This window comes from Polynucleobacter sp. MWH-S4W17, assembly GCF_018687535.1.
Classification (GTDB): Bacteria; Pseudomonadota; Gammaproteobacteria; order Burkholderiales; family Burkholderiaceae; genus Polynucleobacter.
In genome coordinates this window covers 440,792-463,556 of sequence record NZ_CP061295.1, presented here as the reverse complement: position 1 = coordinate 463,556, position 22,765 = coordinate 440,792, and the positions used below count along the sequence as shown (strand labels likewise).

The following is a 22,765-nucleotide window of genomic DNA, read 5'->3' as shown; positions in this document are numbered from 1 at the left end:
CTAGATTAAGGCTGCGATGGCATCATCAAGCTCAACCGCAAACTTATCAATGAAGAGCAAGCCACGAAGTAGCTCCGCGGCACGTACATAGTTTTTGGCGGCATCAATGGCTTGGGCGATTTCTGCAAGCGTATCTTGTTTTGATTGCTCTACTTCAGCCATCAAGACTTCAAGTGCAGGCAAGTCTTCCGCTTGTTCATCTAAATTCTCACGCCATTCCATTTGCTTCATCAGAAAAGCAGCAGGCATGGCAGTATTGGTTTCTAGCTTGGCATCAACGCCATGAAGCTGGCAAATATAGAGGCCACGTTGGATGGGATTCTTTAGTGTTTGAACAGCAGCATTAGCAAAGGTAGCCATCTGCATAGCAAGGCGTTGCTCTGCATCACTACCACGCGCATGGCGATCAGGATGAACTTCTTTCTGAATTGCCAGGTATGCCTGATCTAGAGCAGGCAAATCGATTTTGAACTGCTGATTTAATCCAAAGAAGCGGAAGTAATCGTCAGACGCGGAAGGATTCGCCACAACCACACTCATCTTTTACGTTTGGATTTTGAAACTTAAATCCTTCATTCAAACCCTCGCGCACAAAATCTAGCTCCGTTCCATCCAGGTAAGCCAAGCTTTTTGGATCCACAAATACCTTAATACCATTAGACTCAAATACTTGATCTTCAGCAGCAGGCTCATCCACATACTCAAGCTGATATGCCAAGCCAGAGCAACCTGTTGTGCGAACGCCCAAGCGCAAGCCACAACCCTTGCCGCGTTTCTCAAGATTGCGGTTTACGTGTGCAGCTGCTTTGTCAGTTAAAGTAATTGCCATAGTTTTATCTGCTTATTTCGCTGGGTGCTTTTCTTTGTAATCCGCTACTGCTGCCTTGATGGCATCTTCAGCCAAGATAGAGCAGTGAATCTTTACAGGGGGCAAAGCCAACTCTTCAGCGATGAGTGAATTCTTAATCTCCAGCGCTTGATCCAAAGTCTTACCCTTAACCCATTCGGTTACCAGAGAAGAAGAAGCAATCGCTGAACCGCAACCATAAGTCTTGAACTTAGCATCTTCAATTACACCTTGATCGTTCACGCGAATCTGTAACTTCATTACGTCGCCGCAGGCTGGAGCTCCAACCATACCAGTACCTACGCTGTCGTCGCCTTTTTCAAATGAGCCAACATTACGGGGATTTTCATAATGGTCGATGACCTTTTCGCTATATGCCATGGTATTTCCTCTTTAATTTCTTTATCTTTAAATATCTTTTAGTGTGCAGCCCATTGAATCGTGCTGATGTCGATTCCATCTTTATACATTTCCCAGAGCGGAGATAACTCACGCAACTTGGCAATCTTCTCTTTTACCAACTTGATAGTGAAGTCCACCTCTTCTTCAGTCGTAAAGCGACCCAAGGTAAAGCGTATGGAGCTATGTGCCAATTCATCGTTGCGACCCAAGGCACGCAATACATAAGAAGGTTCTAACGATGCTGAGGTACACGCTGAACCAGAGGAGATCGCCAAATCTTTGAGCGCCATCAACATAGACTCGCCTTCAACATAGTTAAAGCTAATGTTGAGGTTATGCGGAACACGATCATCCATGTCGCCGTTGACGTAGACTTCTTCAATATCTTTCAAGCCATTGAGTAAGCGGTCACGCAGTCCGCGAATACGCTTGTTCTCTTCGATCATTTCAACACGAGCAATACGGAAGGCTTCGCCCATACCAACGATTTGGTGAACCGCCAAGGTTCCAGAACGCATACCGCGCTCATGGCCACCGCCATGAATCTGCGCCTCAATACGAATACGTGGCTTACGACGCACAAACAAAGCGCCAATACCTTTAGGGCCATAAGTCTTATGAGCAGAAAAGCTCATCAAATCCACTTTGATCTTTTCTAGATCAATGTCCACTTTGCCAGTTGCTTGCGCTGCATCCACATGAAAAATCGCACCACGTGAACGGCACAACTCACCAATTGCAGGAATATCTTGCACCACACCGATTTCATTATTGACATACATCACTGAAGCCAAAATTGTGCCTGGCTTCATTGCAGCTTCAAGCTGCGCAAAATCAATCAGACCATTAGGCAATACATCTAAATAAGTCACTTCAAAACCTTCGCGCTCAAGTTCACGACAAGTATCTAAAGTCGCTTTGTGCTCGGTCTTGACGGTGATGATGTGATTACCGCGATCTTTGTAAAAATGTGCTGCGCCTTTTAATGCAAGATTAATACTTTCAGTAGCGCCGCTTGTAAACACAATCTCTCTTGAATCAGCGTGTACTAATTGAGCAACCTCTGAACGCGCCCACTCAACCGCCTCTTCTGCAGCCCAGCCATAAGCATGACTACGGGATGCGGCGTTACCAAACTGCTCGCGTAAATAAGGCAACATTTTTTCAACCACACGCGGATCAATCGGCGTTGTAGCTGAATAGTCCATGTACACAGGGAAGTGCTTAGGGCTAAACATTGGAACCGGTTGCTTAGGAAGGTCTTGTGGTGCGTTCATGATTTATTTATAGGTAGGTAATACGTTATTAACTTTGGCGCGCCAAATTGAATACAGAATTCACTAATGGTGCTTTAGGTGCCACTTCTTTTTTAGCTGCAAGTGCTGTAGCAGGCTTATCTGCTTTAGAGCTTTCAACTTTAATTTTCTTTTGACGCATATCTTGAATCACAATGCCGCGCCCTTCTTGTTGATGAACCAAGTCTTTCAAGCTCACCGAACTCAGGTACTCAACCATTTTGGAATTGAGATTGCTCCAGAGATCATGCGTCATACAGCGACCATGATTTTCTTCATCGGTATGACAGTTACCTTTGCCACCACATTGGGTTGCATCGAGAGGTTCATCGACAGCAACAATAATGTCAGCCACACTCACCTCAGAGGACGGACGCGCCAAGGTGTAACCACCACCAGGACCACGAGTGCTCTCCACGATATTGAAACGGCGTAATTTGCCGAACAATTGCTCGAGATAAGACAGGGAAATCTTTTGTCTTTGGCTAATTCCGGCCAAAGTTACGGGGCCATGCGTTTCACGCAGGGCTAAATCAATCATTGCGGTTACTGCAAAACGACCTTTGGTTGTAAGTCTCATATGTCACCTTGGTAATGGATTGTTATGGACAGCTAACAGTCGGGCGGGTAATACCCGACCATTCCACTCAACTTTACCATATTCCCCATCAAATTGCTCGGGAATTATCCCAAAAAACCTCAATGGAAGCCAGGAATTAGCCGCTCAATCTTTAGACAGAGTCCCTAGATCTGGCCCCAAAAGCCATTTCTTTGACTTTGGTTAGCCTATCGCGGGTGCTGGCAGCCTTTTCAAACTCCAAATTCTTGGCTTCAGCGTTCATTTGCTTCTCCAGACGCTTAATTTCGGCTGCCAAGTCCTTCTCACCCATATCTTCGTAGTGAGCCCGCTCCTGCTCAACCTGCATCTCCTGACGCTTCTCTTTAACGTCATAGACGCCATCAATAATGTCTTTAATACGCTTTTGGACACCTTTAGGCTCAATACCATGCAGCTTATTGAAGGCAATTTGCTTGGTTCGCCGTCTTTCGGTCTCGCCCATTGCGCGTTTCATGGAGTCGGTAATGCGATCAGCATACAAAATTGCCTTGCCGCGCACGTTACGAGCAGCGCGGCCAATGGTTTGAATCAAGCTGCGTTCTGAACGTAAAAAGCCTTCTTTATCGGCATCCAAAATGGCCACTAGAGAAACTTCAGGAATGTCCAAGCCCTCGCGCAATAAATTAATGCCGACCAGCACGTCAAAGACACCCAAACGTAAGTCACGCAATATTTCTACACGCTCAACCGTATCGATATCAGAGTGAACGTAACGCACCTTCACACCGTTATCGGAAAGATAGTCTGTTAATTGCTCCGCCATCCGTTTAGTCAACACAGTCACTAAAACTCGCTCATGTACTTTGACGCGTGCATGAATTTGATCGAGCAAATCATCAACTTGTGTGCTTGCTGGCAAAACTTCAATTTCTGGATCAACTAAACCAGTTGGTCTAGCTACTTGCTCGACAACCTGTCCTTGATGTGTTTTCTCATAATCCGCCGGTGTTGCAGAAACGAAAACAGTTTGACGCATTTTGGTTTCAAACTCAGTAAATTTGAGTGGGCGGTTATCCATCGCTGAAGGCAAACGAAACCCAAATTCCACCAAAGTATGTTTACGAGATTTATCCCCGTTGTACATCGCATTCAACTGCCCAATCAGAACATGGCTCTCATCCAGGAACATCAAGGCATCATTGGGCAAATAGTCCACTAGCGTCGGCGGGGCCTCGCCGGGGGCAGCTCCTGAGAGGTGGCGTGAGTAGTTCTCAATCCCCTTGCAGAAACCTAACTCATTAAGCATCTCTAAATCAAAACGCGCGCGTTGTTCGAGGCGCTGTGCCTCGACCAGTTTGCCATCCTTCACGAACTCATCTAAGCGCATGCGCAACTCTGCTTTGATGGTTTCGATTGCCTTCAAAACAGTATCACGAGGCGTGACGTAATGTGAACTTGGGTAAACAGTAAAGCGTGGAATCTTTTGACGAATCTTGCCTGTGAGAGGATCAAAGAATTGCAAACTCTCCACAACATCATCAAACAACTCTACTCTTACTGCCAACTCATTATGCTCAGCCGGGAAAATATCAATCGTGTCGCCACGCACTCGAAACACACCGCGCTTGAAATCTGTTTCGTTGCGATCGTATTGCATCGCAATGAGGCGCATCAAAATATCACGCTGACTCATCTTGTCGCCAGGACGTAATGTCATCACCATGCTGTGATAGTCGCCAGGATTACCAATGCCATAAATTGCAGATACGGTCGCAACAATAATGACGTCTCGACGCTCTAATAAACTCTTGGTTGCCGACAAGCGCATCTGTTCGATGTGCTCGTTAATAGAGGAATCTTTTTCGATAAAGAGGTCGCGCTGAGGAACATAGGCCTCTGGCTGGTAGTAGTCGTAGTAACTGACGAAGTATTCAACCGCATTTCTCGGAAAAAACTCCCTAAATTCGCTATAAAGCTGAGCGGCCAAAGTCTTATTGGGGGCAAAAATGATGGCTGGACGACCCGTTCTAGCGATGACATTAGCCATCGTGAAGGTCTTTCCGGAGCCTGTAACCCCTAAAAGCGTCTGGAAGGTCAACCCATCCTGAATACCCTCAACGAGGGCGTCAATAGCCTGAGGTTGGTCCCCAGCAGGAGGAAATGGCTGATAGAGCTGATAAGGTGAGCCCGGGAAGGTCACAAACTTGGCCGGATCGAGGTCGTGGCCAGCCTCACCCAAGGGATCTGCCACAGGGGTTTTTGGCATTTCTTTCACTTCGGCTTTTGAACTAGTTTTGGGCAACTTAGGGGGCATCTCGGCTATCATTTCATCTGTGAGAAATCTTCACAGCGAATTTTGTACAAACAATGATTTTGCCGTTTTTCTTAGGAAATAGTTGATTCTGGCTTCAAAAACCGACAATTAAACTGAATTTAACGTCAACCACATACAAAACCTCCACTTATTACCCTCTAACCACTACTTTCGACCTCAAATGACCCTGTTTGCCTCAGTTCAGCTAGCCCCTAAAGATCCTATTTTTGGCCTCACAGAAGCCTACGTTGCAGACCAACGTGCTGACAAAGTGAATTTAGGTGTTGGCGTTTATTACACAGACGAAGGCAAGGTGCCACTTCTTAAGGCGGTGATTAAAGCCGAAGAGGCGATTGTTGCAAAGCAGTCCCCGCGTAGCTACATTCCAATAGAAGGCCCAAACCCATATAACAGTGCAGTGCAAAATTTATTGTTTGGCGCCGATTCTGCACTAATTAAAGATGGTCGTGTTGTCACTGCTGAGTGTCTTGGTGGAACCGGCGCATTGCGTGTTGGTGCGGACTTCATTAAGCGCTTGAACCTCAATGCACCATGCGCTATTAGTAACCCAACCTGGGAAAACCATCGCGGCATTTTTGAATCTGCCGGCTTTGACGTTATCGAGTACACCTATTTCGATGGCAAAACTCGCGGTGTAGATTTTGACGGCATGGTGAAGTCTTTAGAGTCCTTCCCAAAGAACACGACCGTGTTGTTGCACGCTTGCTGCCACAACCCAACCGGCGCAGATATTACTGAAGCGCAATGGCGCCAAGTGATTGATATCTGCAAAAACAAAGGCCTCATCCCCTTCTTAGATATGGCCTACCAAGGCTTTGCTGATGGGATTGAGAAAGACGGTATTGCAGTTCGTCTCTTTGCTGACTCAGGCATGTCTTTCTTTGTATCAAGCTCTTTCTCTAAATCATTCTCACTCTATGGTGAGCGTGTTGGTGCATTGTCTATCGTGACCCAAACCAAAGATGAATCCACTCGCGTACTTTCACAATTGAAGCGCGTCATTCGTACTAACTATTCGAATCCTCCAACTCACGGCGCTGCTATTGCTGCTGCCGTTTTGAATTCACCAGAATTACGTAAGCTCTGGGAAGATGAGTTAGCAGAAATGCGTGACCGCATTAAAGCGATGCGTCATGGCCTGGTTGAAAAACTCGCCGCTGCTGGAGTAAAGCAAGATTTTGCTTTTATCGAGAAGCAGCGTGGCATGTTTTCTTACTCAGGCTTAACAGCTGAGCAAGTTGATCGCTTACAGAAAGAGGATGGCATTTATGCTCTCTCGACTGGACGCATTTGTGTTGCAGCCCTCAATACCAAAAACATTGATAAAGTGGCTAAAGCAATCGCCCGCGTATTGGCGCAATAAGCGGATACACTGAATTACCGGAGGTACCATGCTATATCAGTTACATGAATTTCAAAAAGCCTTACTTCAACCAGTTAGTTCCTGGGCACGCGCTGCTTCAGAAGCTTTTATCAATGCTTCAAATCCCGCCTCCAAGGTTCCGGGATCGGATCGATTGGCTGCTAGTTATGAACTCCTCTATCGCCTAGGTAAGGATTACAAAAAACCGGAATTTGGCATTCGCTCTGTTAAAGCACATGGTCACGAAGTTGCGATTCATGAAAGAACGGTCATCTCAAAACCTTTCTGCAATCTAATTCGTTTTAAGCGCTTTTCTGATGATGTGGAAACCATCAAGAGCCTCAAAGAAGATCCAGCTGTACTAATAGTTGCCCCAATGTCTGGTCACCATGCCACCTTGCTACGCGATACAGTGCGCACCCTTTTGCAAGACCATAAGGTTTACATCACCGATTGGATCGATGCTCGTTTGGTACCGATAGAAGATGGTGAATTTGGTCTTGATGACTATGTTCATTACGTACAAGAATTTATTCGCACCATTGGCGCTAAAGATTTGCATGTGATTTCTGTTTGCCAACCTACGGTTCCAACTTTAGGCGCAATCTCATTGATGGCTTCTGCCGGTGAAGCAACACCAGCCTCCATGATCATGATGGGCGGTCCAATTGATGCCCGCAAGTCGCCAACTGCGGTAAACAACTTGGCTGATCAGAAGTCTTTTGAGTGGTTTGAGAGTCACGTAATTTATAACGTGCCGCCCAACTATCCAGGCGCCGGTCGCCGTGTTTACCCAGGCTTCTTGCAACACACTGGCTTTATCGCCATGAACCCACAGAACCACTTGCAGTCTCATTGGGATTACTTCCAAAACTTAGTGCGTGGCGACGAACAAGATGCTGAATCCCATATTCGCTTTTACGATGAGTACAACGCGGTATTGGATTTGGATTCTAAGTTCTATCTCGACACTATTAAGACCGTTTTCCAAGACTACTCATTGCCAAACGGCACTTGGGAAGTTTCTGGTGAGCTTGTAAAACCACAAGATATTAAAAAGACCGCTCTCCTCACTATTGAAGGTGAGCTTGATGACATCTCTGGAAGTGGCCAAACACGTTCAGCACATGCCTTATGTGCCGGCATTCCAAAAGATAACAAAGACCACTATGAAGTTGCTGGTGCTGGTCACTACGGTATCTTTGCCGGTCGTCGTTGGCGTGAAAAAGTTTATCCAAAGATTAAGACGTTCATTCGTGAGCATCAGAATACAAAGAAAACTGCTACACGGACTACCAAGTCTGCATAAATTAAGGGCTCTTCGGAGCCTTTAATTTTAAGAAGAATCCAACCAGCCTTTTTCATGAACCAAGCAAATAACCTCATCGACCAACTTGAGGATATTCTTCCGCAAACCCAATGCACTAAATGCGGCTACCCAGATTGCCATGGATACGCAGAGGCAATGGCCTCCGGTGATGCACTACCAAATCGCTGCCCACCTGGTGGGATCGAAGGCATTGAACGCCTGAGTAAGGTTTTGATACCCATCTACCCCCAAGATGCCTTTGAGCTACACCCAGTCATTGATCCAGAGTGTGGCGTTGAACGCCCAAGACCAGTAGCATTTATTGATCCACAGAAATGTATTGGCTGCACTCTCTGCATTCAGGCATGTCCTGTTGATGCGATCGTTGGCGCCTCTAAGCAAATGCATGTGGTGCTGACTGAGTGGTGCACTGGATGCGACCTCTGTATACCGCCATGCCCAGTAGACTGCATCAGCATGATTGATGTCACCGATAATAAAACTGCTTGGGATGCCTGGTCTCAAGACTTGGCGGATATCTCCCGTCAGCGTTATCACGATCGTGAACAACGACTCGATAGAGAGCAGAAAGATAATGATGATCGCTTAGCCAAAAAGGCTGCAACTAAATTAGCGGCGGTCAATGCTGAAAGTCCATCATCAGCAGATGAGCTTAAAGAGCAAGAACGTAAGCGTGCCATCATTGCAGCGGCCATTGCACGTGCCCAACAAAAGAAATGATGAATCTAGAAAAGCGTCGTGCTTTTTTTGAGCAGCTCAAAGCCAACAACCCCAAACCAGAAACTGAGCTGGAATATAGCTCGCCATTTGAGTTACTGATTGCGGTATTACTATCAGCACAAGCAACCGATGTCTCCGTTAATAAGGGAACACGTAGGCTCTATAAAGTTGCCAATACCCCGCAAGCCCTTTTAGATCTTGGCGAAGATGGTGTTAGGCCCTATATTCAGCACATTGGATTGTTTAACTCCAAAGGCAAACATATTCAGGAAACCTGTCGACTACTCCTAGAGAAGCATGGCGGAGAAGTTCCCCAAACCCGTGAAGAATTAGAAGCTCTACCCGGTGTAGGCAGAAAGACTGCGAATGTCATTCTGAATACTGCCTTTGGACAAATCGCCATGGCTGTTGATACCCACATTTTTAGAGTCTCTAATCGCACTGGCCTAGCACCCGGCAAAGATGTGGTGAAAGTGGAAGAGCAATTACTGAAGCGTGTACCAAAAGAATATCTATTGGATGCACATCATTGGCTTATTCTGCACGGTCGATATACTTGTAAAGCACGTAATCCAGATTGTGCGCAATGCATCGTGGAGCCTCTATGCGGCTTCAAACAAAAAACTGGCAAAGGAAAAGTTCGTGGCGATATTTAATCCAACCCGTGAAGAAGTGCGTCGCTTTTTCTGTGACACCTGGAAAAAGAAGACCGAGAACCATATTCTCGATCCGATGGAGACGTTGGCCAGCGATTGGATGGTTGAGCATCCCGAATATCACGACTTACTCAAAGATCCAGAGGGCGCTCTTGCTCAGGACTACACGCCAGAACGTGGCGAAACCAATCCCTTCTTGCATTTGTCGATGCATCTATCGATCAGTGAGCAGATCTCTATTAATCAGCCGCCAGGCATCAAAGAGATCGCAGACAAACTATCTCTAAAGTTAGGTTCTATGCATGAAGCACAACACGTCATGATGGAATGCCTAGGTCAAGTAATGTGGGAAGCGCAACGTGAAGGGCAGCCACTTAATCCAGAGAAGTATTTAGAAGCCCTGAAGAAATTGGCCTAATCCTCTTTCATATTAGCGCGCTTCACTATTGGCTCTAGCCTTGCCTTTTCATCAGCCAAGAATTTACTAAATGAAGCTCTTGAACCTGGTGACGGTTCAATACCTTGCGGTGTTAAGCGGCTTTGTACAGCATCTGTTTTGAGGCCCGCATTAATCGCCTGATTCATTTTCTCTAAGATCGCCTCAGGCGTTCCCTTTGGAGCAAAAACGCCAGCCCAGTGGCCAATAAAAACTTCTGGGTAGCCCTGCTCTTTCGTTGTTGGAACATTGGGGAGTGCAGTAATTCTTTTATTCCAGGTGGAAGCAATAGCTTTTAATTTGCCGCCTTGAATTTGCGGAATCACCACAACACTTGCCTCTGAAGTAGCATCTACTTGATTGGAGATAACAGCTACCATTCCTTCGGAACCACTCTTGTAAGGAATGATTTCGTATTTACCGCCTGCTTTCACTTTCAACATCTCTGCCACAAAGTGTGGAGTGCTACCAGTGCCAGCAGTAGAGAAGTTGAGGCCTTTTGGATCTTTCGCCAACACCAGCAGATCCTTCATGTTATTAATTTTTGAATCTGCCGAGACAACAATAATGGATGGGCTTATAGCAAGCATTCCAACGGGCACTAAATCACCTTCCTTATATGGCATGGATGACTTAATCATTGGGTTGGTAACGATTCCACCGGCACTAACAAAAAAGGTGTAACCATCTGGCGCGCTCTTGGCTACAAAGTCCGCACCCAATACAGAGCCAGCACCGGGCTTATTCTCCACAATTATGGGTTGGCCCAATTGCTTTGAGGCCGCTTCAGCAACCACCCTGGCAACAGTATCGTTAGCGCCACCAGGACCAAACCCCACAACAAACTTAATGGGATGATTAGGCCAAGGATCGGCAGCAAACACTTGCCCAAATGTGATGCCTAAAAATGCAGTTAATACGGCTTTGTTGAAAAACTTCATTTCTATTTTCCTTTTTATCCTACCAAGTTAAGGCTGGTAACACTGGCTTTAATCCAGCTCTTTGAATCGTTGGAACAGCTTTTGTTGAAGCTAAATACTTGATCAAGTCTTTTGATGCAGCGAGATTTTTTGTATCAGTAGTAATGCCTGCAGAAAATAGTACCGTCTTTTGCGCTTCTGGCGGCAACTCACCAATAAACTCTACTCCAGGAATAGGAAGCAGCTCACTCACTTGCTGAAAGCCTAATTCTGCATCCCCTCTAGCTACAACAGAAGCGACTCGCTCGCTATAAATTTTTCTTGCAGTTTTATCCATCTGCTCTGAAATTCCCATTTTGGGAAAAAGTTCAGTTGATAAATAAACGCCGCTAGCACTTGCTGAATATGCAACTGTCTTTGCATTTAATAAGGCTGATTTCAGGCCATTCATTGTGCTGATATCAGGCTTTGGCGCACCCGCTCTCACTACCGCACCCATTACCGAAGCCACTAAATCAACTCGCGTCCCAGATTGAAGCTCTCCGCTCTTGATAAACCCCTCTAAAGACGGTGCAGCCAGGATTAATACATCAAACTGCTCACCTTTAGCCAATCTTGAGGGGATGGAGTCGGGTGCAGCGCCCATTGATGAGCCATAAGAAATAATGACTTTATTAGGAGATTGTTTTTCATACTCAGGGACTAACTGCTTTAACGCCTCAGCGAATGCTCCAGAGGTAATCACCTGAATATCTGCCGCATAAGAATGGTCAACATGCAATACATTAGTTGCAAGTATTAAAAAAATAAAAAATAGTTTACGCATTGAATCCCTAGGACAAATTTGCAATGGCAGCCTTAATTATGGCTGGCAATTCTTGAGCCTGTTTTCTTCTGACCTCTAATACAGCTTCTTTTGTTTCTTGCGTTTTTTTGGACCAAGCTGATCCAGGGAAGAATGCGTCGTCCTTAAATCTAGGAATGATGTGCCAATGAATATGCGGAACCATATTGCCTAAGGCGGCAATATTGACCTTATCTGGATGCATCACATGACGGATTGCTTCTTCAACGGCAAATACTAAAGTCATTAGATGATCGCGCTCACCATGGGTCAGCTCCGTCATTTCGCTTACGTGGCGATTCCAGATCACCCTGCAGAAACCAGGTAGCTCAGGGTCGTTCACTAGAATGACCCGGCAGTCATCGCCGCGCCAAATGAGCTGCCCCTCTTCAGGCTTGAGTTCGTCTTTACAGAGTACGCAATTAGTCATAGAAAGAATGTAAACGAAAACGGCACCTAAGTCACCCTTGTGGGGTCATTTAGGTGCCGCGGCAGTATGGTGCTACTGCTTACAACGTGCTACTTAGGGATTCTTAATGGAACTGCTCTTCTTCGGTAGAACCAGTCAATGCCGTTACAGAAGACTTACCACCTTGGATAACAGTCGTTACATCATCAAAGTAACCAGTACCAACCTCTTGCTGATGTGAAACGAATGTGTATCCACGGTCACGAGCAGCAAATTCTGGCTCTTGTACTTTCTCGATGTATGCAGTCATACCGCGCTGCATGTAGTCCTGAGCCAAATCGAACATGTTGTACCACATAGAGTGGATACCGGCCAATGTGATGAACTGGTACTTGTAACCCATTGCGCCTAATTCACGTTGGAATTTAGCAATGGTAGCGTCGTCCAAGTTTTTCTTCCAGTTGAAAGATGGTGAGCAGTTGTAAGCCAACATCTTGCCTGGGAACTTCGCACGAATTGCTTCAGCAAACTGACGAGCAAATTCCAGGTCAGGTGTACCAGTTTCACACCAAACCATGTCAGCGTATGCAGCGTATGCCAAACCACGAGAAATAGCTTGGTCTAAACCTTTACGTGTTTTGTAGAAACCTTCAGGCGTGCGCTCGCCTGTCAAGAATGGCTTATCGTTTGCATCATAGTCAGATGTCAACAAGTCAGCAGCTTCAGCATCAGTACGGGCCAAGATGATAGTAGAAACACCCATTACGTCAGCAGCCAAACGGGCAGAGATCAACTTCTGGACTGACTCGGCAGTAGGCAACAATACTTTGCCACCTAAGTGACCACACTTTTTGACAGAAGACAATTGGTCTTCAAAGTGAACGCCAGCAGCGCCTTGCTTGATCAATGCTTTACTTAATTCAAATGCATTCAATACACCACCGAAACCAGCTTCAGCATCGGCAACGATTGGAGCGAAATACTCAATGTAACCTGCATCACCTTTGTTGATACCTTTAGCCGTTTGGATTTCATCAGCACGCTGAAATGAGTTATTGATACGCTCAACCATTTTAGGAACTGAATCTACTGGATATAAAGATTGGTCAGGGTACATTGCTGCGTAAGAGTTACCGTCAGCAGCAACTTGCCAACCTGACAAGTAAATAGCTTGTACGCCAGCTTTAACTTGTTGCATTGCTTGGCCACCAGTCAAAGCACCTAAACAGTTAACGTAAGCTTCATTGTTTACCAATTCCCAAAGACGCTCAGCGCCATGCTTAGCTAAAGTGTGCTCAATTTTCAATGAACCGCGAAGACGGACTACGTCCTCAGCCGTATAGCCACGAGTAATACCTTTCCAGCGTGGATTGGTATCCCAGTCCTTTTGTAGTGCTGCGATTTCTGCTTTGCGATCTGCCATGTTTTTCTCCCTAAGTTAAACAAGTACTTCTAAATTTGAGGACTCTTAAGACTGAGTTCAGTCTTATGTCTTATATAAGAGTTTAGACAGTTCAAAAAGGCACGCAAGGGAAATTTAAGATATTTTTCAAAATATTTAGTTATTTAAATTCAATAACTTATATATATATTTTTACAATGTGGAATGCTCATTCACTGGTTGGGATGAAACGAATAGCTGCTTGTTGCACCGCATTTTACGCAGCGTAATAAGATTTCATATTATGAAAAATATAACTTCTGTGGATTGGCGCAAAGAATTCGATTACGCAGTCCTTCATCAGGCGCATATGAGGCAAGACTTTCAAGTAGCTGCGCTACCGATGGCATAACACCCCAATTAGCAACATGCGGCCAATCAGAGCCCCATACACATCGTTCAGGTGCGGCATCAATTAATACTTGCGCATAAGGAACCACATCTTCATAAGGAGGCGCTTGATCAGTTAAACGATAGGCGCCGGACACTTTCACCCATGCCCGCTCTCGTACTAAATCAACAAGCGCTTTAAAGCCAGGCGAATCCAGACCAACAGAAGTTTTTAAGTAGCCCATATGATCAACCACAAGGGTAGACTTTAAGTTCTGCATGCGCGGCATCAGCGCTGGAAGATCATTTGCATCTAACAAAAATTGAATATGCCAACCCCAATCCCTTGCTAGAGCATCACACTCCTCAAGCTTCGAAATATCTAAGCCGCCTCCAGAGAACATAAGGTTCATGCGAATGCCAACTACACCAGCATCCCTCATCTTTTGATAATAAGAATCTACTTGACCAAGTAGCGGCACAGCAACCCCACGCAAGCGTTGCGGATGATTTCTTAACGCCTTTAGCATTGGCTCATTATCTTGGCCATTCACGCTAACCTGAATCAGTACGCCGTAGGTCATGCCAACCTCATCAAGCATTCGAATGTATTGCTCCTCGGTTGCCTCTGGAGAAGTGTAGGAACGATCAGGCACAAAACTGGCCGCACTAATGACATGCGCATGTGTATCCACTGCGCCAATAGGCATCTGAAAAGGAAAAGGACCACCCTGATGATCGGGCGGTCCTGGGCAAAACGGAATTTCTTTTTGTGACACAGATAAGCCGTTAGTTAGCCTTCAATTCGCGCCCCTTGGTTTCAGGAAGAATTACTGCAGCTATAAAGAAAACACCATAAGCAATCACAGCAAAGATCGCAATCGCCATAGCCAATCCATATTGAGCTGAGAAATAACCAACCAAAGCAGGGAATAAAGCACCAATACCGCGGCCAAAGTTATAGCAAAAGCCCTGACCGGATCCACGCAAACGAGTTGGGAAGAGTTCAGTCAAGAATGCGCCCATGCCCGAGAAATAACCGCTAGCAAAAAAACCGAGGGGGAAGCCAAGCCACATCATCATCTCATTCGTAATTTCTAACTGGGTGTATGCCAAGACTAAAACAATTGCGCCCAGCGAGAAAGTCATAAAGAGTTTCCGACGGCCAAAGCGGTCAGCCATCCAAGCGCCAACCAGGTAACCAACAAAGCTGCCAACAATCAGGAATGCCAAGTAACCGGTAGAGCCAACGACTGTTAATTTACGCTCAGCCTTTAGGAAGGTTGGCACCCAAGTTGTAATTGCGTAATAACCGCCTTGCGCACCCATGGTCAACAAAGAAGCCAAGATGGTAGTTTTCAAGATGCCCGGTTTGAAAATTTCAAAGATTGATGGTGAGTCACCAGCTGCCGCAACTTTTTCACGAGCAATCTTCGCAATCTCAGGCTCCTCTACATTACGACGGATGTAGAGCAGGAGTAATGCTGGGAAAAAGCCCACAACAAACATTGCGCGCCATGCCATATCAGCAGGGAGCAAGCTAAACATAATGGCCTGCAGAAGCACAGCAGCACCCCAACCTACCGCCCAAGCGGATTGCACACTACCTACAGCGCGGCCACGATATTCAGCGCGAATCGTTTCACCCATCAATACAGCACCAGCAGCCCACTCACCCCCGAAACCAAAACCCAAGAGTGCGCGAGCAATCATGAGCTGATTAAAGTCTTGTGTGAATGCACAAATCAAACTGAAGCTAGAGAACCAAAGAATCGTGAACTGAAGCGTGCGTACGCGACCGATACGATCAGCTAAATAACCTGCAAACCATCCACCAAATGCAGAAGCCAATAAAGTACCCGTTACCGCAAGACCAGCCATGCCCCGATCGACCTGCCATACTGCAATAATGGTTCCAATCACCAAGGGGTAAATCATGAAGTCCATGCCGTCTAATGCCCAGCCTAAGAAACAACCCCAAAAAGTTTTCTTTTCTTTGGGGCTCATGACCTTATAAAAACCAGTCAGACTGGTATCCGGTTGTTGACTCATTTTGTCTCCTTTATTTTTTAGGCTTTAAATTAATGAATGAGTAATATCTTTATAACCCAATTATTCCTGCTAAAGCACATACTAGAGAAAACCCCTAACACTCCATCATGATGCATTGCACACTAATTGGCGACCACAGCATATTGATTGATTTCTCTAAATCATCAGATGCCTTAAAAGATATTCATGAGCTAAGCAAGCTACTGTTGGCCAACAAACCCTTATGGGCCGCTGAAATCGTTCCTGGCCTAGATTCGCTGGTCATCCAATTGCAATATACGCATGAAGGACCAAATCTAACGCGTCAACAAGCATTTGCAGAACTAGAGAAAATTCAGCATCAGTTAGCAAAACAAAAGAAGCGCTCAACTTATCCGGCTAAGATTCATCGGATTCAAGTTTGTTATCACCCGGATGTCGCACTAGATCTACACGCCATTGCTAAGGCCTGCCAATTGTCTATTGAAGAGACAATTCATCTTCACAAGAAAAATCTTTATACGGCAGATATTCTGGGCTTTATGCCTGGGTTTGCATACTTTAGTGGCCTTGACCCTAAGTTGCGCCTACCTCGCCTATCCTCTCCTCGGCCAGCAGTCCCTAAAGGTAGCGTTGCGATTGCAGAATTACAAACTGCAATTTACCCTCGAACCACGCCAGGCGGATGGAATCTTATTGGTCGCTCACCCAATCAAATGTTTGACATCCAAAATCAACCACCAGGATTATTTATGGCTGGAGATCAAATGCAGATTGAAGAAATTACATTGGATGAGTTTTACAAACAAGATCAAAAGAACGCTCACCAAGAAATTATTCACGCATTAGATAAGGTTAATAACAAAGCATCTATTGAAGTATTACAGTCTGGAACCTTTAGTACTATTCAAGATGAGCCAAGATCCGGCCTTTCTCATTGGGCGGTTGGTCCTGGCGGAGCCTGCGACTTATCATCTCTTCATCTAGCGAATGCTTTAGTAGGCAACTCAATGGACATGGCCGCTATAGAGATGACTTCCAGCGGTCCAAGCCTTCTCTTTCATCAAGCAACTTGTGTAGCCTGGGTTGGCGCACACTGTGACGGCATTGTTGATGATCAACGCATCCCAGGCAATCGACCCGTATGGTTAGCAAAAGGCAGCGTGCTCAAATTTTCGCCGCTTAATCCCGGATTTCGAGCGCTATTAGCCATTGGTGGCGGGCTGCAATTACCTAAAATCTTAGGCTCCTCAGGCTCACATATCAGCGCTGATATTGGACCAAAACGACTTGAAAAGGGGGGGATCTTATCGCTCATCAATCCTCAATTACCTTTGCACTCACCTTTCTTAAAATCACTCCTTAAAAAAGATGCATTGCCATCTTTTGCAAAATGGCACATCAAGTCACCCTTCACACCCCTGGAAAAAATCACACCAATCCATTGCTTGGCAGGTCCTCACCTATCCTTTTTATCCATTAAAGAGCGAGAGTTATTTTGGTCGACCGTTTGGACCGTGAGCAACCAAAGCAATCGCATGGGTCTCCGTCTACAAGGTGAGTTCAAGGTCAAAAAGAATTTACCCAATATTCCATCACAAGCAATTACGTTTGGAACTGTACAATACCCGCCCTCACATGAGCCTATTGTGATGCTTGCAGAGCATCAAACTACTGGCGGATACCCGCGCTTAGCCGAAGTCATTTATTCCGACCTCATTAAATTGGCACAAGTTAAACCGGGCTCAAAAATACGATTCATTCCGATAGATATTGAAGAGGCAGACCGTTTAAATGCGGAAGCGTTAAAGTTACAAGAATCAACAATCAACTCAATTCAAACAATTATTCAAACCAGTGGAAATTCGTAATGGATATTAATAGCGATATGGGCGAAGGCTTTGGCGCCTGGGAAATGGGCAACGATGCATTATTGCTTGACTACATTACATCGACCAACATTGCCTGTGGGTGGCACGCTGGCGATCCAGCACGTATGAAAAAGTTGGTTGAAATGGCAAGCAAAAAAGGGGTTCATATTGGCGCACATCCAGGCCTTCCAGATCTAGAAGGGTTTGGGCGACGTGAGATGGCTGTATCCGAAGAGGATGCCTACAACTACGTTCTTTACCAAGCTGGCGCATTAAAAGCTTTTGTGAATGCAATCGGAAAGAAGCTACATCATGTCAAACCGCATGGAGCCCTATATAACCAGGCAGCTAAAGACATCAAACTCGCACGAGGTATCGCACAGGCTGTAAAAGATTTGGGATCCGAAGTTATTTTGTACGGCCTTGCGGGAAGCTGCCTGATCGATGCCGCCAAAGAGCTAAATGTTCCGGCATGGCAAGAGGTATTCGCGGATCGCAAATACACCAAAGAAGGCTTTCTGGTCCCGCGCACTCAAGCGGGTGCGGTAATTGAAGATGAAACAGAAGCCCTTAATCAAGTGATTAGCATGTCAAAAAATGGTAAGGTCATCGCGATTGATGGTAATGAAATCGAAATTCAGACCGACACCTTATGCATTCATGGCGATAATCCGCATGCGGTTGAATTTGCAAAAAGGATTAAAGCAGCTTTATCTTAAGCTGCCTGCCGGCTCTTTGAGGTTACTGTAAAGACGGTTGGAATAATCATGAGCTGGAATACGACGATTCCAAGAAATAGCGCCTTCGGCAATCCAGCATCCATGAAAAAACCGAAAATGAATGGACCAACTGCGGCGCCCAAATCAATTCCCGAATACACGATTCCATAAACCCGTCCAGCTACGCCTTGTGGGGTTGCCTTTTTAACCAATAAATCTCGTGAAGGCGCAACCACTCCATAACCAAAACCTAGTGCAAAGAAAATAATAGGTATCAAGTCAGTTGACATGATTCCAGTCGCCAGCAGCAAGCACATCACTACCGTAATAGACAAACAGGTAGAGACTATTCTTTCCGGAGCCCGTAACTTAGCAGCCAAATAGCCACCAAATAAAACCCCTCCAGCGCTACCTAGCGCCAAAAGGGTAATGTAATAACTACCGATATTGATTGGAATCTCATAAATACCAAATAGCGCACTTGGAGCAAAGGATTGCAAGCTGGAAGTAGATGCCATACTAAAGAAAAAGAATGCCCAACATAACCATACTGCCGGCAACTTTAAGAATGCAAAAGGACTCTCATGAGCGCTACCGAAGTTTGCAGCCTGAGCACTCGCATGTCGCTCCTTGACATTGTCAATCAGCTGGCTTTTATTAAGCCAGAGGACCAATAGAATCAAAGCCTCAAGAACTCCTGCCAACATAAACGCAACACGCCAATCTGCAAGTTGCGCAATGCCCACCATAAAGGCGGGCGCGGCAGCCCATCCCAGATATCCAGTCACACCATGCATAGAGTAGGCGTAAGGTAGATTTGGCGGAGATACTTTGTGATTAATCAATGTGTAATCGACTGGATGAAAAATACCGTTGCCGCATCCAGCAATAACAGCCCCTAATAAGAGCATGGCATACCCATTGCTTTGGGAGTAAATCAATGCCGCAAGGACTAATAATCCAACGCCACAAAATAAAACTGGCCTCGCCCCAATGCGATCAACTAAAAATCCTGAGCCTGCTTGAGCTACACATGAAACCACAAAAAAGACTGACATGAGTAAACCGAGTTCGGCATAGCTCAATGCAAAAGCATCCCTCAACCATGGGAACATGGGAGGTAGAATTAAATGAAAGAAATGAGAGCTGCCGTGAGCTAGGCTAATGAGACCAATAACCCGGACATCACTGGCACGCCTACTAAGCGCAACAGTCATGTACCGAGTGTACTGGCGCAGGAATATTCCTGCTGAACTACGTATTTGCTACTTAGGACTACTTAATGAACCTGACGGCTAAAGCTAAACTCACCTGATTTATCTACATCGACAGGTACCACATCCATGGGTCCGAACTTACCTTCCAAAATCATCTTGGAGACTGGGTTCTCAATATGCTGCTGAATCGCCCGCTTCAGAGGCCTTGCTCCAAAGACTGGATCAAAGCCCACCTCAGCAATCTTATTCAAGGCGGCATCACTGACCTCAAGTTGCATATCCACTTTTGCCAAACGATCTGACAAGTTCTTCAGCAAGATCTTCGCAATATTGGCGATATTGCCTTTATCCAAACCATGGAACACTACGATTTCGTCAATACGATTTAAGAACTCAGGACGGAAATGATTCTTTAGTTCTTCGAATACCGCCTCTTTAATCTCTGCTTGCTTCTTATCAACCATCGACTGAATCAAATGTGATCCAATATTACTAGTCATTACGATGACAGTGTTTTTAAAGTCTACGGTACGACCTTGACCATCAGTTAGACGACCATCATCCAATACCTGCAAGAGCACATTAAATACATCTGGGTGAGCCTTCTCAATTTCATCAAACAAGATCACGCTATATGGATGACGGCGAACTTGCTCGGTTAAATAACCACCCTCTTCGTAACCAACATAACCTGGAGGCGCGCCAATTAAACGGGCCACACTATGCTTCTCCATAAACTCACTCATATCAATACGAATGAGGTGATCTTCGCTATCAAACAAGAAGCCCGCCAGAGCTTTGCAGAGCTCAGTCTTACCAACACCGGTAGGCCCAAGGAATAAGAAGGATCCATAAGGACGATTCTCTTCAGCCAAGCCAGCACGGGAACGACGAATAGCATCCGATACTGCTCGAATGGCCTCTTCTTGACCAACTACACGCTTATGCAATAGCTCTTCCATCTTGAGTAACTTATCGCGCTCACCCTGCATCATCTTCGAAACTGGAATACCTGTCGCACGAGAAACCACTTCAGCAATTTCTTCTGCGCCAACTTGAGTGCGAAGTAACTTGTTTTTCAATACGCCATCTTTGTCACCCTTAGCTTCGGCAGCTGCGGCAGACTTCAGTTTTGCTTCGAGTTCGGGGAGCTTGCCATATTGCAATTCAGCAACCTTCTCTAACTTGCCATCGCGTTGTAACTTTGCAATATCTACCCTTACTTTTTCAATTTCCTCTTTCAGCTGAGCTGCGCCTAATACAGCGCCCTTCTCTGCTTTCCAAACCTCTTCTAAATCAGCATACTCAGCACCCAGACGTTTAATTTCATCCTCAATGAGACCTAGGCGTTTTTGCGAAGCATCGTCCTTCTCCTTCTTAACCGCTTCGCGCTCAATCTTTAATTGAATCAGACGACGCTCCAGCCTATCCATCACTTCAGGCTTAGAATCAATCTCCATCCGAATACGCGAACCCGCTTCGTCAATCAGGTCGATCGCCTTATCTGGCAAGAAACGATCCGTAATGTAGCGATGCGATAACTCAGCAGCCGCAACAATCGCTGGATCAGTAATTTCGATGCCATGATGTAGTTCATAGCGCTCTTTAAGGCCTCGCAAGATGGCAATAGTTGCCTCTACGGTAGGCTCCTCCACCATCACTTTTTGGAAACGACGTTCCAACGCTGGATCTTTTTCGATGTACTTACGATATTCGTCTAAGGTAGTTGCACCAATGCAATGTAATTCACCACGAGCTAATGCGGGTTTGAGCATATTGCCGGCATCCATCGCGCCCTCCCCCTTGCCTGCACCAACCATCGTGTGAATCTCATCGATAAAGATGATGGTTTGACCTTCATCTTTAGCGACATCGCTAAGAACAGCCTTCAGGCGCTCCTCAAATTCACCTCGGTATTTGGCACCAGCCAATAACAAGGCCATATCCAAGACCAAGACACGCTTATTTTTCAAAGTCTCAGGAACTTCGCCATTGACGATGCGCTGCGCCAAGCCTTCAACGATAGCAGTCTTACCCACGCCAGGCTCACCAATGAGTACAGGATTGTTCTTACCGCGACGTTGCAAAATTTGAATGGTGCGACGAATCTCATCGTCACGCCCAATGACTGGATCGAGCTTACCCATACGAGCACGCTCAGTTAAATCCACTGTGTATTTCTTTAAGGCTTCACGTTGGCCTTCAGCATCTGCACTATTCACTGATTCTCCTCCGCGCACTAAATCAATAGCCGCTTCTAACGATTTACGATTTAATCCATTTTCACGAGCCACTTTACCGAGCTCACCCTTGTCATCAGCCACCACTAGCAAGAACAATTCGCCAGCAATAAATTGATCATTGCGCTTATTGGCCTCTTTTTCACATAGGTTAAGCCAATTACTTAAATCACGACCGACTTGCACTTCTCCGCTGGTACCCTGCACTTCGGGGAGATTGCTGATGATTTTCTCTACGCCTTTTTCAAGTCCAGGGACATTGACCCCTGCTCGAGTCAATAAACTCTTGGCGCCACCATCGGAATCACGCAACATGGCCAGCAACACGTGGGCAGGCTCAATATATTGGTTATCTTTGGCTAAAGCGATACTTTGGGCCTCACTTAAGGCCTCCTGAAACTTGGTTGTTAATTTGTCTATTCTCATTTTTGCACTCCATATATCTATCTATAGAATATAAGGGCAATGTTACTAATTTCAAGGGTTTTACAGCCTTTTTTAATCCAAATTTGACCTATTTTGACCTGGCTTGTTTACCTCCTCGAATGCTCAGATGGCACCTACTATGCTGGCATTACCAACCGCTTAGAACATCGCTTAGAGGCACATAACTCAGGGCAAGGCGCTCGCTATACAAGATCGCGCGGACCAGTTGTCCTCTTAGCAACACAAAAGCACCCTGACCGTTCTGAAGCCTCAAAAGCAGAGCTCCGCTTAAAGCGTCTACCGAGGTCTGAAAAGCTGGCCTTTTTTCAGACTGAGATCACCACCAAAACTGGGCACAGTTAGCCAGAGCAATC

The 22,765-nt window shown here is 45.8% G+C and carries 22 protein-coding genes; 8 read left to right on the top strand and 14 right to left on the bottom strand.

Annotation, left to right across the window (positions count from 1 at the left end; genetic code table 11):
- The 6 genes from hscB to uvrB all read right to left on the bottom strand — a co-directional run bounded on the left by hscB (nt 1) and on the right by uvrB (nt 5,369).
- Nucleotides 1-540, bottom strand: coding sequence for a Fe-S protein assembly co-chaperone HscB (hscB, locus tag C2755_RS02565; protein ID WP_215321640.1), 540 nt, complete (start codon nt 538-540; stop codon nt 1-3).
- Complete coding sequence (iscA, locus tag C2755_RS02560) at nt 506-829, bottom strand: iron-sulfur cluster assembly protein IscA (protein WP_012357505.1); 324 nt, start codon at nt 827-829, stop codon at nt 506-508. The genes hscB and iscA overlap by 35 nt, the downstream gene beginning before the upstream one ends.
- Nucleotides 830-841: 12 nt before the next feature.
- The gene (gene iscU / locus C2755_RS02555; protein ID WP_068322308.1) at nt 842-1,228 is read right to left on the bottom strand and encodes a Fe-S cluster assembly scaffold IscU; all 387 of its coding nucleotides are present in this window, start codon (nt 1,226-1,228) and stop codon (nt 842-844) included.
- A 38-nt stretch (nt 1,229-1,266) separates the two neighbouring features.
- Complete coding sequence (locus tag C2755_RS02550; RefSeq protein ID WP_371816838.1) at nt 1,267-2,526, bottom strand: IscS subfamily cysteine desulfurase; 1,260 nt, start codon at nt 2,524-2,526, stop codon at nt 1,267-1,269.
- Nucleotides 2,527-2,554: 28 nt separating this feature from the next.
- Entirely contained in the window at nt 2,555-3,124 is a 570-nt protein-coding gene (locus tag C2755_RS02545; RefSeq protein ID WP_215321639.1) for a Fe-S cluster assembly transcription factor, read from the bottom strand.
- 151 nt (nt 3,125-3,275) lie between these two features.
- Entirely contained in the window at nt 3,276-5,369 is a 2,094-nt protein-coding gene (gene uvrB, locus C2755_RS02540; protein WP_215321638.1) for an excinuclease ABC subunit UvrB, read from the bottom strand.
- A 229-nt stretch (nt 5,370-5,598) separates the two neighbouring features.
- Here uvrB and C2755_RS02535 point away from each other — a divergent pair, with 229 nt between their 5' ends.
- From C2755_RS02535 to C2755_RS02515, 5 genes are read left to right on the top strand one after another with little or no spacing between them, the layout of a single operon-like run.
- Nucleotides 5,599-6,801: an amino acid aminotransferase gene (locus C2755_RS02535; protein ID WP_215321637.1), complete on the top strand. Its 1,203-nt coding sequence runs from the start codon at nt 5,599-5,601 to the stop codon at nt 6,799-6,801.
- A gap of 28 nt (nt 6,802-6,829) precedes the next feature.
- On the top strand, nt 6,830-8,110 hold the full coding sequence (locus tag C2755_RS02530) for a polyhydroxyalkanoate depolymerase (protein ID WP_215321636.1): 1,281 nt from the start codon (nt 6,830-6,832) through the stop codon (nt 8,108-8,110).
- Between the two features lie 54 nt (nt 8,111-8,164).
- Nucleotides 8,165-8,851: an electron transport complex subunit RsxB gene (gene rsxB / locus C2755_RS02525; RefSeq protein ID WP_215321635.1), complete on the top strand. Its 687-nt coding sequence runs from the start codon at nt 8,165-8,167 to the stop codon at nt 8,849-8,851.
- Nucleotides 8,851-9,507 carry an endonuclease III gene (nth, locus tag C2755_RS02520; protein WP_215322263.1) on the top strand — a complete coding sequence of 219 codons (657 nt, stop codon included), beginning with the start codon at nt 8,851-8,853 and terminating at the stop codon, nt 9,505-9,507. The genes rsxB and nth overlap by 1 nt, the downstream gene beginning before the upstream one ends.
- Nucleotides 9,500-9,925: a DUF1841 family protein gene (locus C2755_RS02515; RefSeq protein ID WP_215322264.1), complete on the top strand. Its 426-nt coding sequence runs from the start codon at nt 9,500-9,502 to the stop codon at nt 9,923-9,925. The genes nth and C2755_RS02515 overlap by 8 nt, the downstream gene beginning before the upstream one ends.
- Here the strand turns inward: C2755_RS02515 and C2755_RS02510 are convergent.
- The 6 genes from C2755_RS02510 to C2755_RS02485 form a co-directional block, all read right to left on the bottom strand.
- A complete protein-coding gene (locus C2755_RS02510) occupies nt 9,922-10,884 on the bottom strand; it encodes a tripartite tricarboxylate transporter substrate binding protein (protein ID WP_215321634.1) in 963 nt (320 codons plus the stop codon). The genes C2755_RS02515 and C2755_RS02510 overlap by 4 nt on opposite strands.
- Before the next feature lie 19 nt (nt 10,885-10,903).
- The gene (locus tag C2755_RS02505; protein ID WP_215321633.1) at nt 10,904-11,689 is read right to left on the bottom strand and encodes a substrate-binding domain-containing protein; all 786 of its coding nucleotides are present in this window, start codon (nt 11,687-11,689) and stop codon (nt 10,904-10,906) included.
- Between the two features lie 7 nt (nt 11,690-11,696).
- Entirely contained in the window at nt 11,697-12,137 is a 441-nt protein-coding gene (locus C2755_RS02500; RefSeq protein WP_215321632.1) for an HIT family protein, read from the bottom strand.
- A 103-nt stretch (nt 12,138-12,240) separates the two neighbouring features.
- Entirely contained in the window at nt 12,241-13,539 is a 1,299-nt protein-coding gene (gene aceA, locus C2755_RS02495; protein WP_072583092.1) for an isocitrate lyase, read from the bottom strand.
- A gap of 260 nt (nt 13,540-13,799) precedes the next feature.
- A complete protein-coding gene (locus C2755_RS02490) occupies nt 13,800-14,666 on the bottom strand; it encodes an amidohydrolase (RefSeq protein WP_251368515.1) in 867 nt (288 codons plus the stop codon).
- Between the two features lie 10 nt (nt 14,667-14,676).
- Entirely contained in the window at nt 14,677-15,939 is a 1,263-nt protein-coding gene (locus tag C2755_RS02485; protein ID WP_215321631.1) for an MFS transporter, read from the bottom strand.
- A gap of 107 nt (nt 15,940-16,046) precedes the next feature.
- Here C2755_RS02485 and C2755_RS02480 point away from each other — a divergent pair, with 107 nt between their 5' ends.
- Nucleotides 16,047-17,789, top strand: a complete 1,743-nt coding sequence (locus tag C2755_RS02480) for a 5-oxoprolinase/urea amidolyase family protein (RefSeq protein WP_215321630.1) — start codon at nt 16,047-16,049, stop codon at nt 17,787-17,789.
- Nucleotides 17,789-18,508, top strand: coding sequence for a 5-oxoprolinase subunit PxpA (locus C2755_RS02475; protein ID WP_215321629.1), 720 nt, complete (start codon nt 17,789-17,791; stop codon nt 18,506-18,508). Before C2755_RS02480 ends, C2755_RS02475 begins: the two co-directional genes overlap by 1 nt.
- Here the strand turns inward: C2755_RS02475 and C2755_RS02470 are convergent.
- The gene (locus tag C2755_RS02470) at nt 18,505-19,725 is read right to left on the bottom strand and encodes an MFS transporter (protein ID WP_215321628.1); all 1,221 of its coding nucleotides are present in this window, start codon (nt 19,723-19,725) and stop codon (nt 18,505-18,507) included. The genes C2755_RS02475 and C2755_RS02470 overlap by 4 nt on opposite strands.
- Before the next feature lie 62 nt (nt 19,726-19,787).
- Entirely contained in the window at nt 19,788-22,391 is a 2,604-nt protein-coding gene (gene clpB, locus C2755_RS02465) for an ATP-dependent chaperone ClpB (protein ID WP_215321627.1), read from the bottom strand.
- A gap of 93 nt (nt 22,392-22,484) precedes the next feature.
- On the opposite strand from clpB, the gene C2755_RS02460 reads away from it, so the two are divergent.
- The gene (locus C2755_RS02460; RefSeq protein WP_215321626.1) at nt 22,485-22,754 is read left to right on the top strand and encodes a GIY-YIG nuclease family protein; all 270 of its coding nucleotides are present in this window, start codon (nt 22,485-22,487) and stop codon (nt 22,752-22,754) included.
- Nucleotides 22,755-22,765 lie beyond the last annotated feature (11 nt).

Coding starts and splice junctions, on each gene's coding strand:
- hscB (WP_215321640.1), bottom strand. CDS start 540: ATGAGTGTGGTTGTGGCGAATCCTTCCGCGTCTGACGATTACTTCCGC.
- iscA (WP_012357505.1), bottom strand. CDS start 829: ATGGCAATTACTTTAACTGACAAAGCAGCTGCACACGTAAACCGCAAT.
- iscU (WP_068322308.1), bottom strand. CDS start 1,228: ATGGCATATAGCGAAAAGGTCATCGACCATTATGAAAATCCCCGTAAT.
- C2755_RS02550 (WP_371816838.1), bottom strand. CDS start 2,526: ATGAACGCACCACAAGACCTTCCTAAGCAACCGGTTCCAATGTTTAGC.
- C2755_RS02545 (WP_215321639.1), bottom strand. CDS start 3,124: ATGAGACTTACAACCAAAGGTCGTTTTGCAGTAACCGCAATGATTGAT.
- uvrB (WP_215321638.1), bottom strand. CDS start 5,369: ATGCCAAAAACCCCTGTGGCAGATCCCTTGGGTGAGGCTGGCCACGAC.
- C2755_RS02535 (WP_215321637.1), top strand. CDS start 5,599: ATGACCCTGTTTGCCTCAGTTCAGCTAGCCCCTAAAGATCCTATTTTT.
- C2755_RS02530 (WP_215321636.1), top strand. CDS start 6,830: ATGCTATATCAGTTACATGAATTTCAAAAAGCCTTACTTCAACCAGTT.
- rsxB (WP_215321635.1), top strand. CDS start 8,165: ATGAACCAAGCAAATAACCTCATCGACCAACTTGAGGATATTCTTCCG.
- nth (WP_215322263.1), top strand. CDS start 8,851: ATGAATCTAGAAAAGCGTCGTGCTTTTTTTGAGCAGCTCAAAGCCAAC.
- C2755_RS02510 (WP_215321634.1), bottom strand. CDS start 10,884: ATGAAGTTTTTCAACAAAGCCGTATTAACTGCATTTTTAGGCATCACA.
- C2755_RS02505 (WP_215321633.1), bottom strand. CDS start 11,689: ATGCGTAAACTATTTTTTATTTTTTTAATACTTGCAACTAATGTATTG.
- C2755_RS02500 (WP_215321632.1), bottom strand. CDS start 12,137: ATGACTAATTGCGTACTCTGTAAAGACGAACTCAAGCCTGAAGAGGGG.
- aceA (WP_072583092.1), bottom strand. CDS start 13,539: ATGGCAGATCGCAAAGCAGAAATCGCAGCACTACAAAAGGACTGGGAT.
- C2755_RS02485 (WP_215321631.1), bottom strand. CDS start 15,939: ATGAGTCAACAACCGGATACCAGTCTGACTGGTTTTTATAAGGTCATG.
- C2755_RS02480 (WP_215321630.1), top strand. CDS start 16,047: ATGATGCATTGCACACTAATTGGCGACCACAGCATATTGATTGATTTC.
- C2755_RS02475 (WP_215321629.1), top strand. CDS start 17,789: ATGGATATTAATAGCGATATGGGCGAAGGCTTTGGCGCCTGGGAAATG.
- C2755_RS02470 (WP_215321628.1), bottom strand. CDS start 19,725: ATGACTGTTGCGCTTAGTAGGCGTGCCAGTGATGTCCGGGTTATTGGT.
- clpB (WP_215321627.1), bottom strand. CDS start 22,391: ATGAGAATAGACAAATTAACAACCAAGTTTCAGGAGGCCTTAAGTGAG.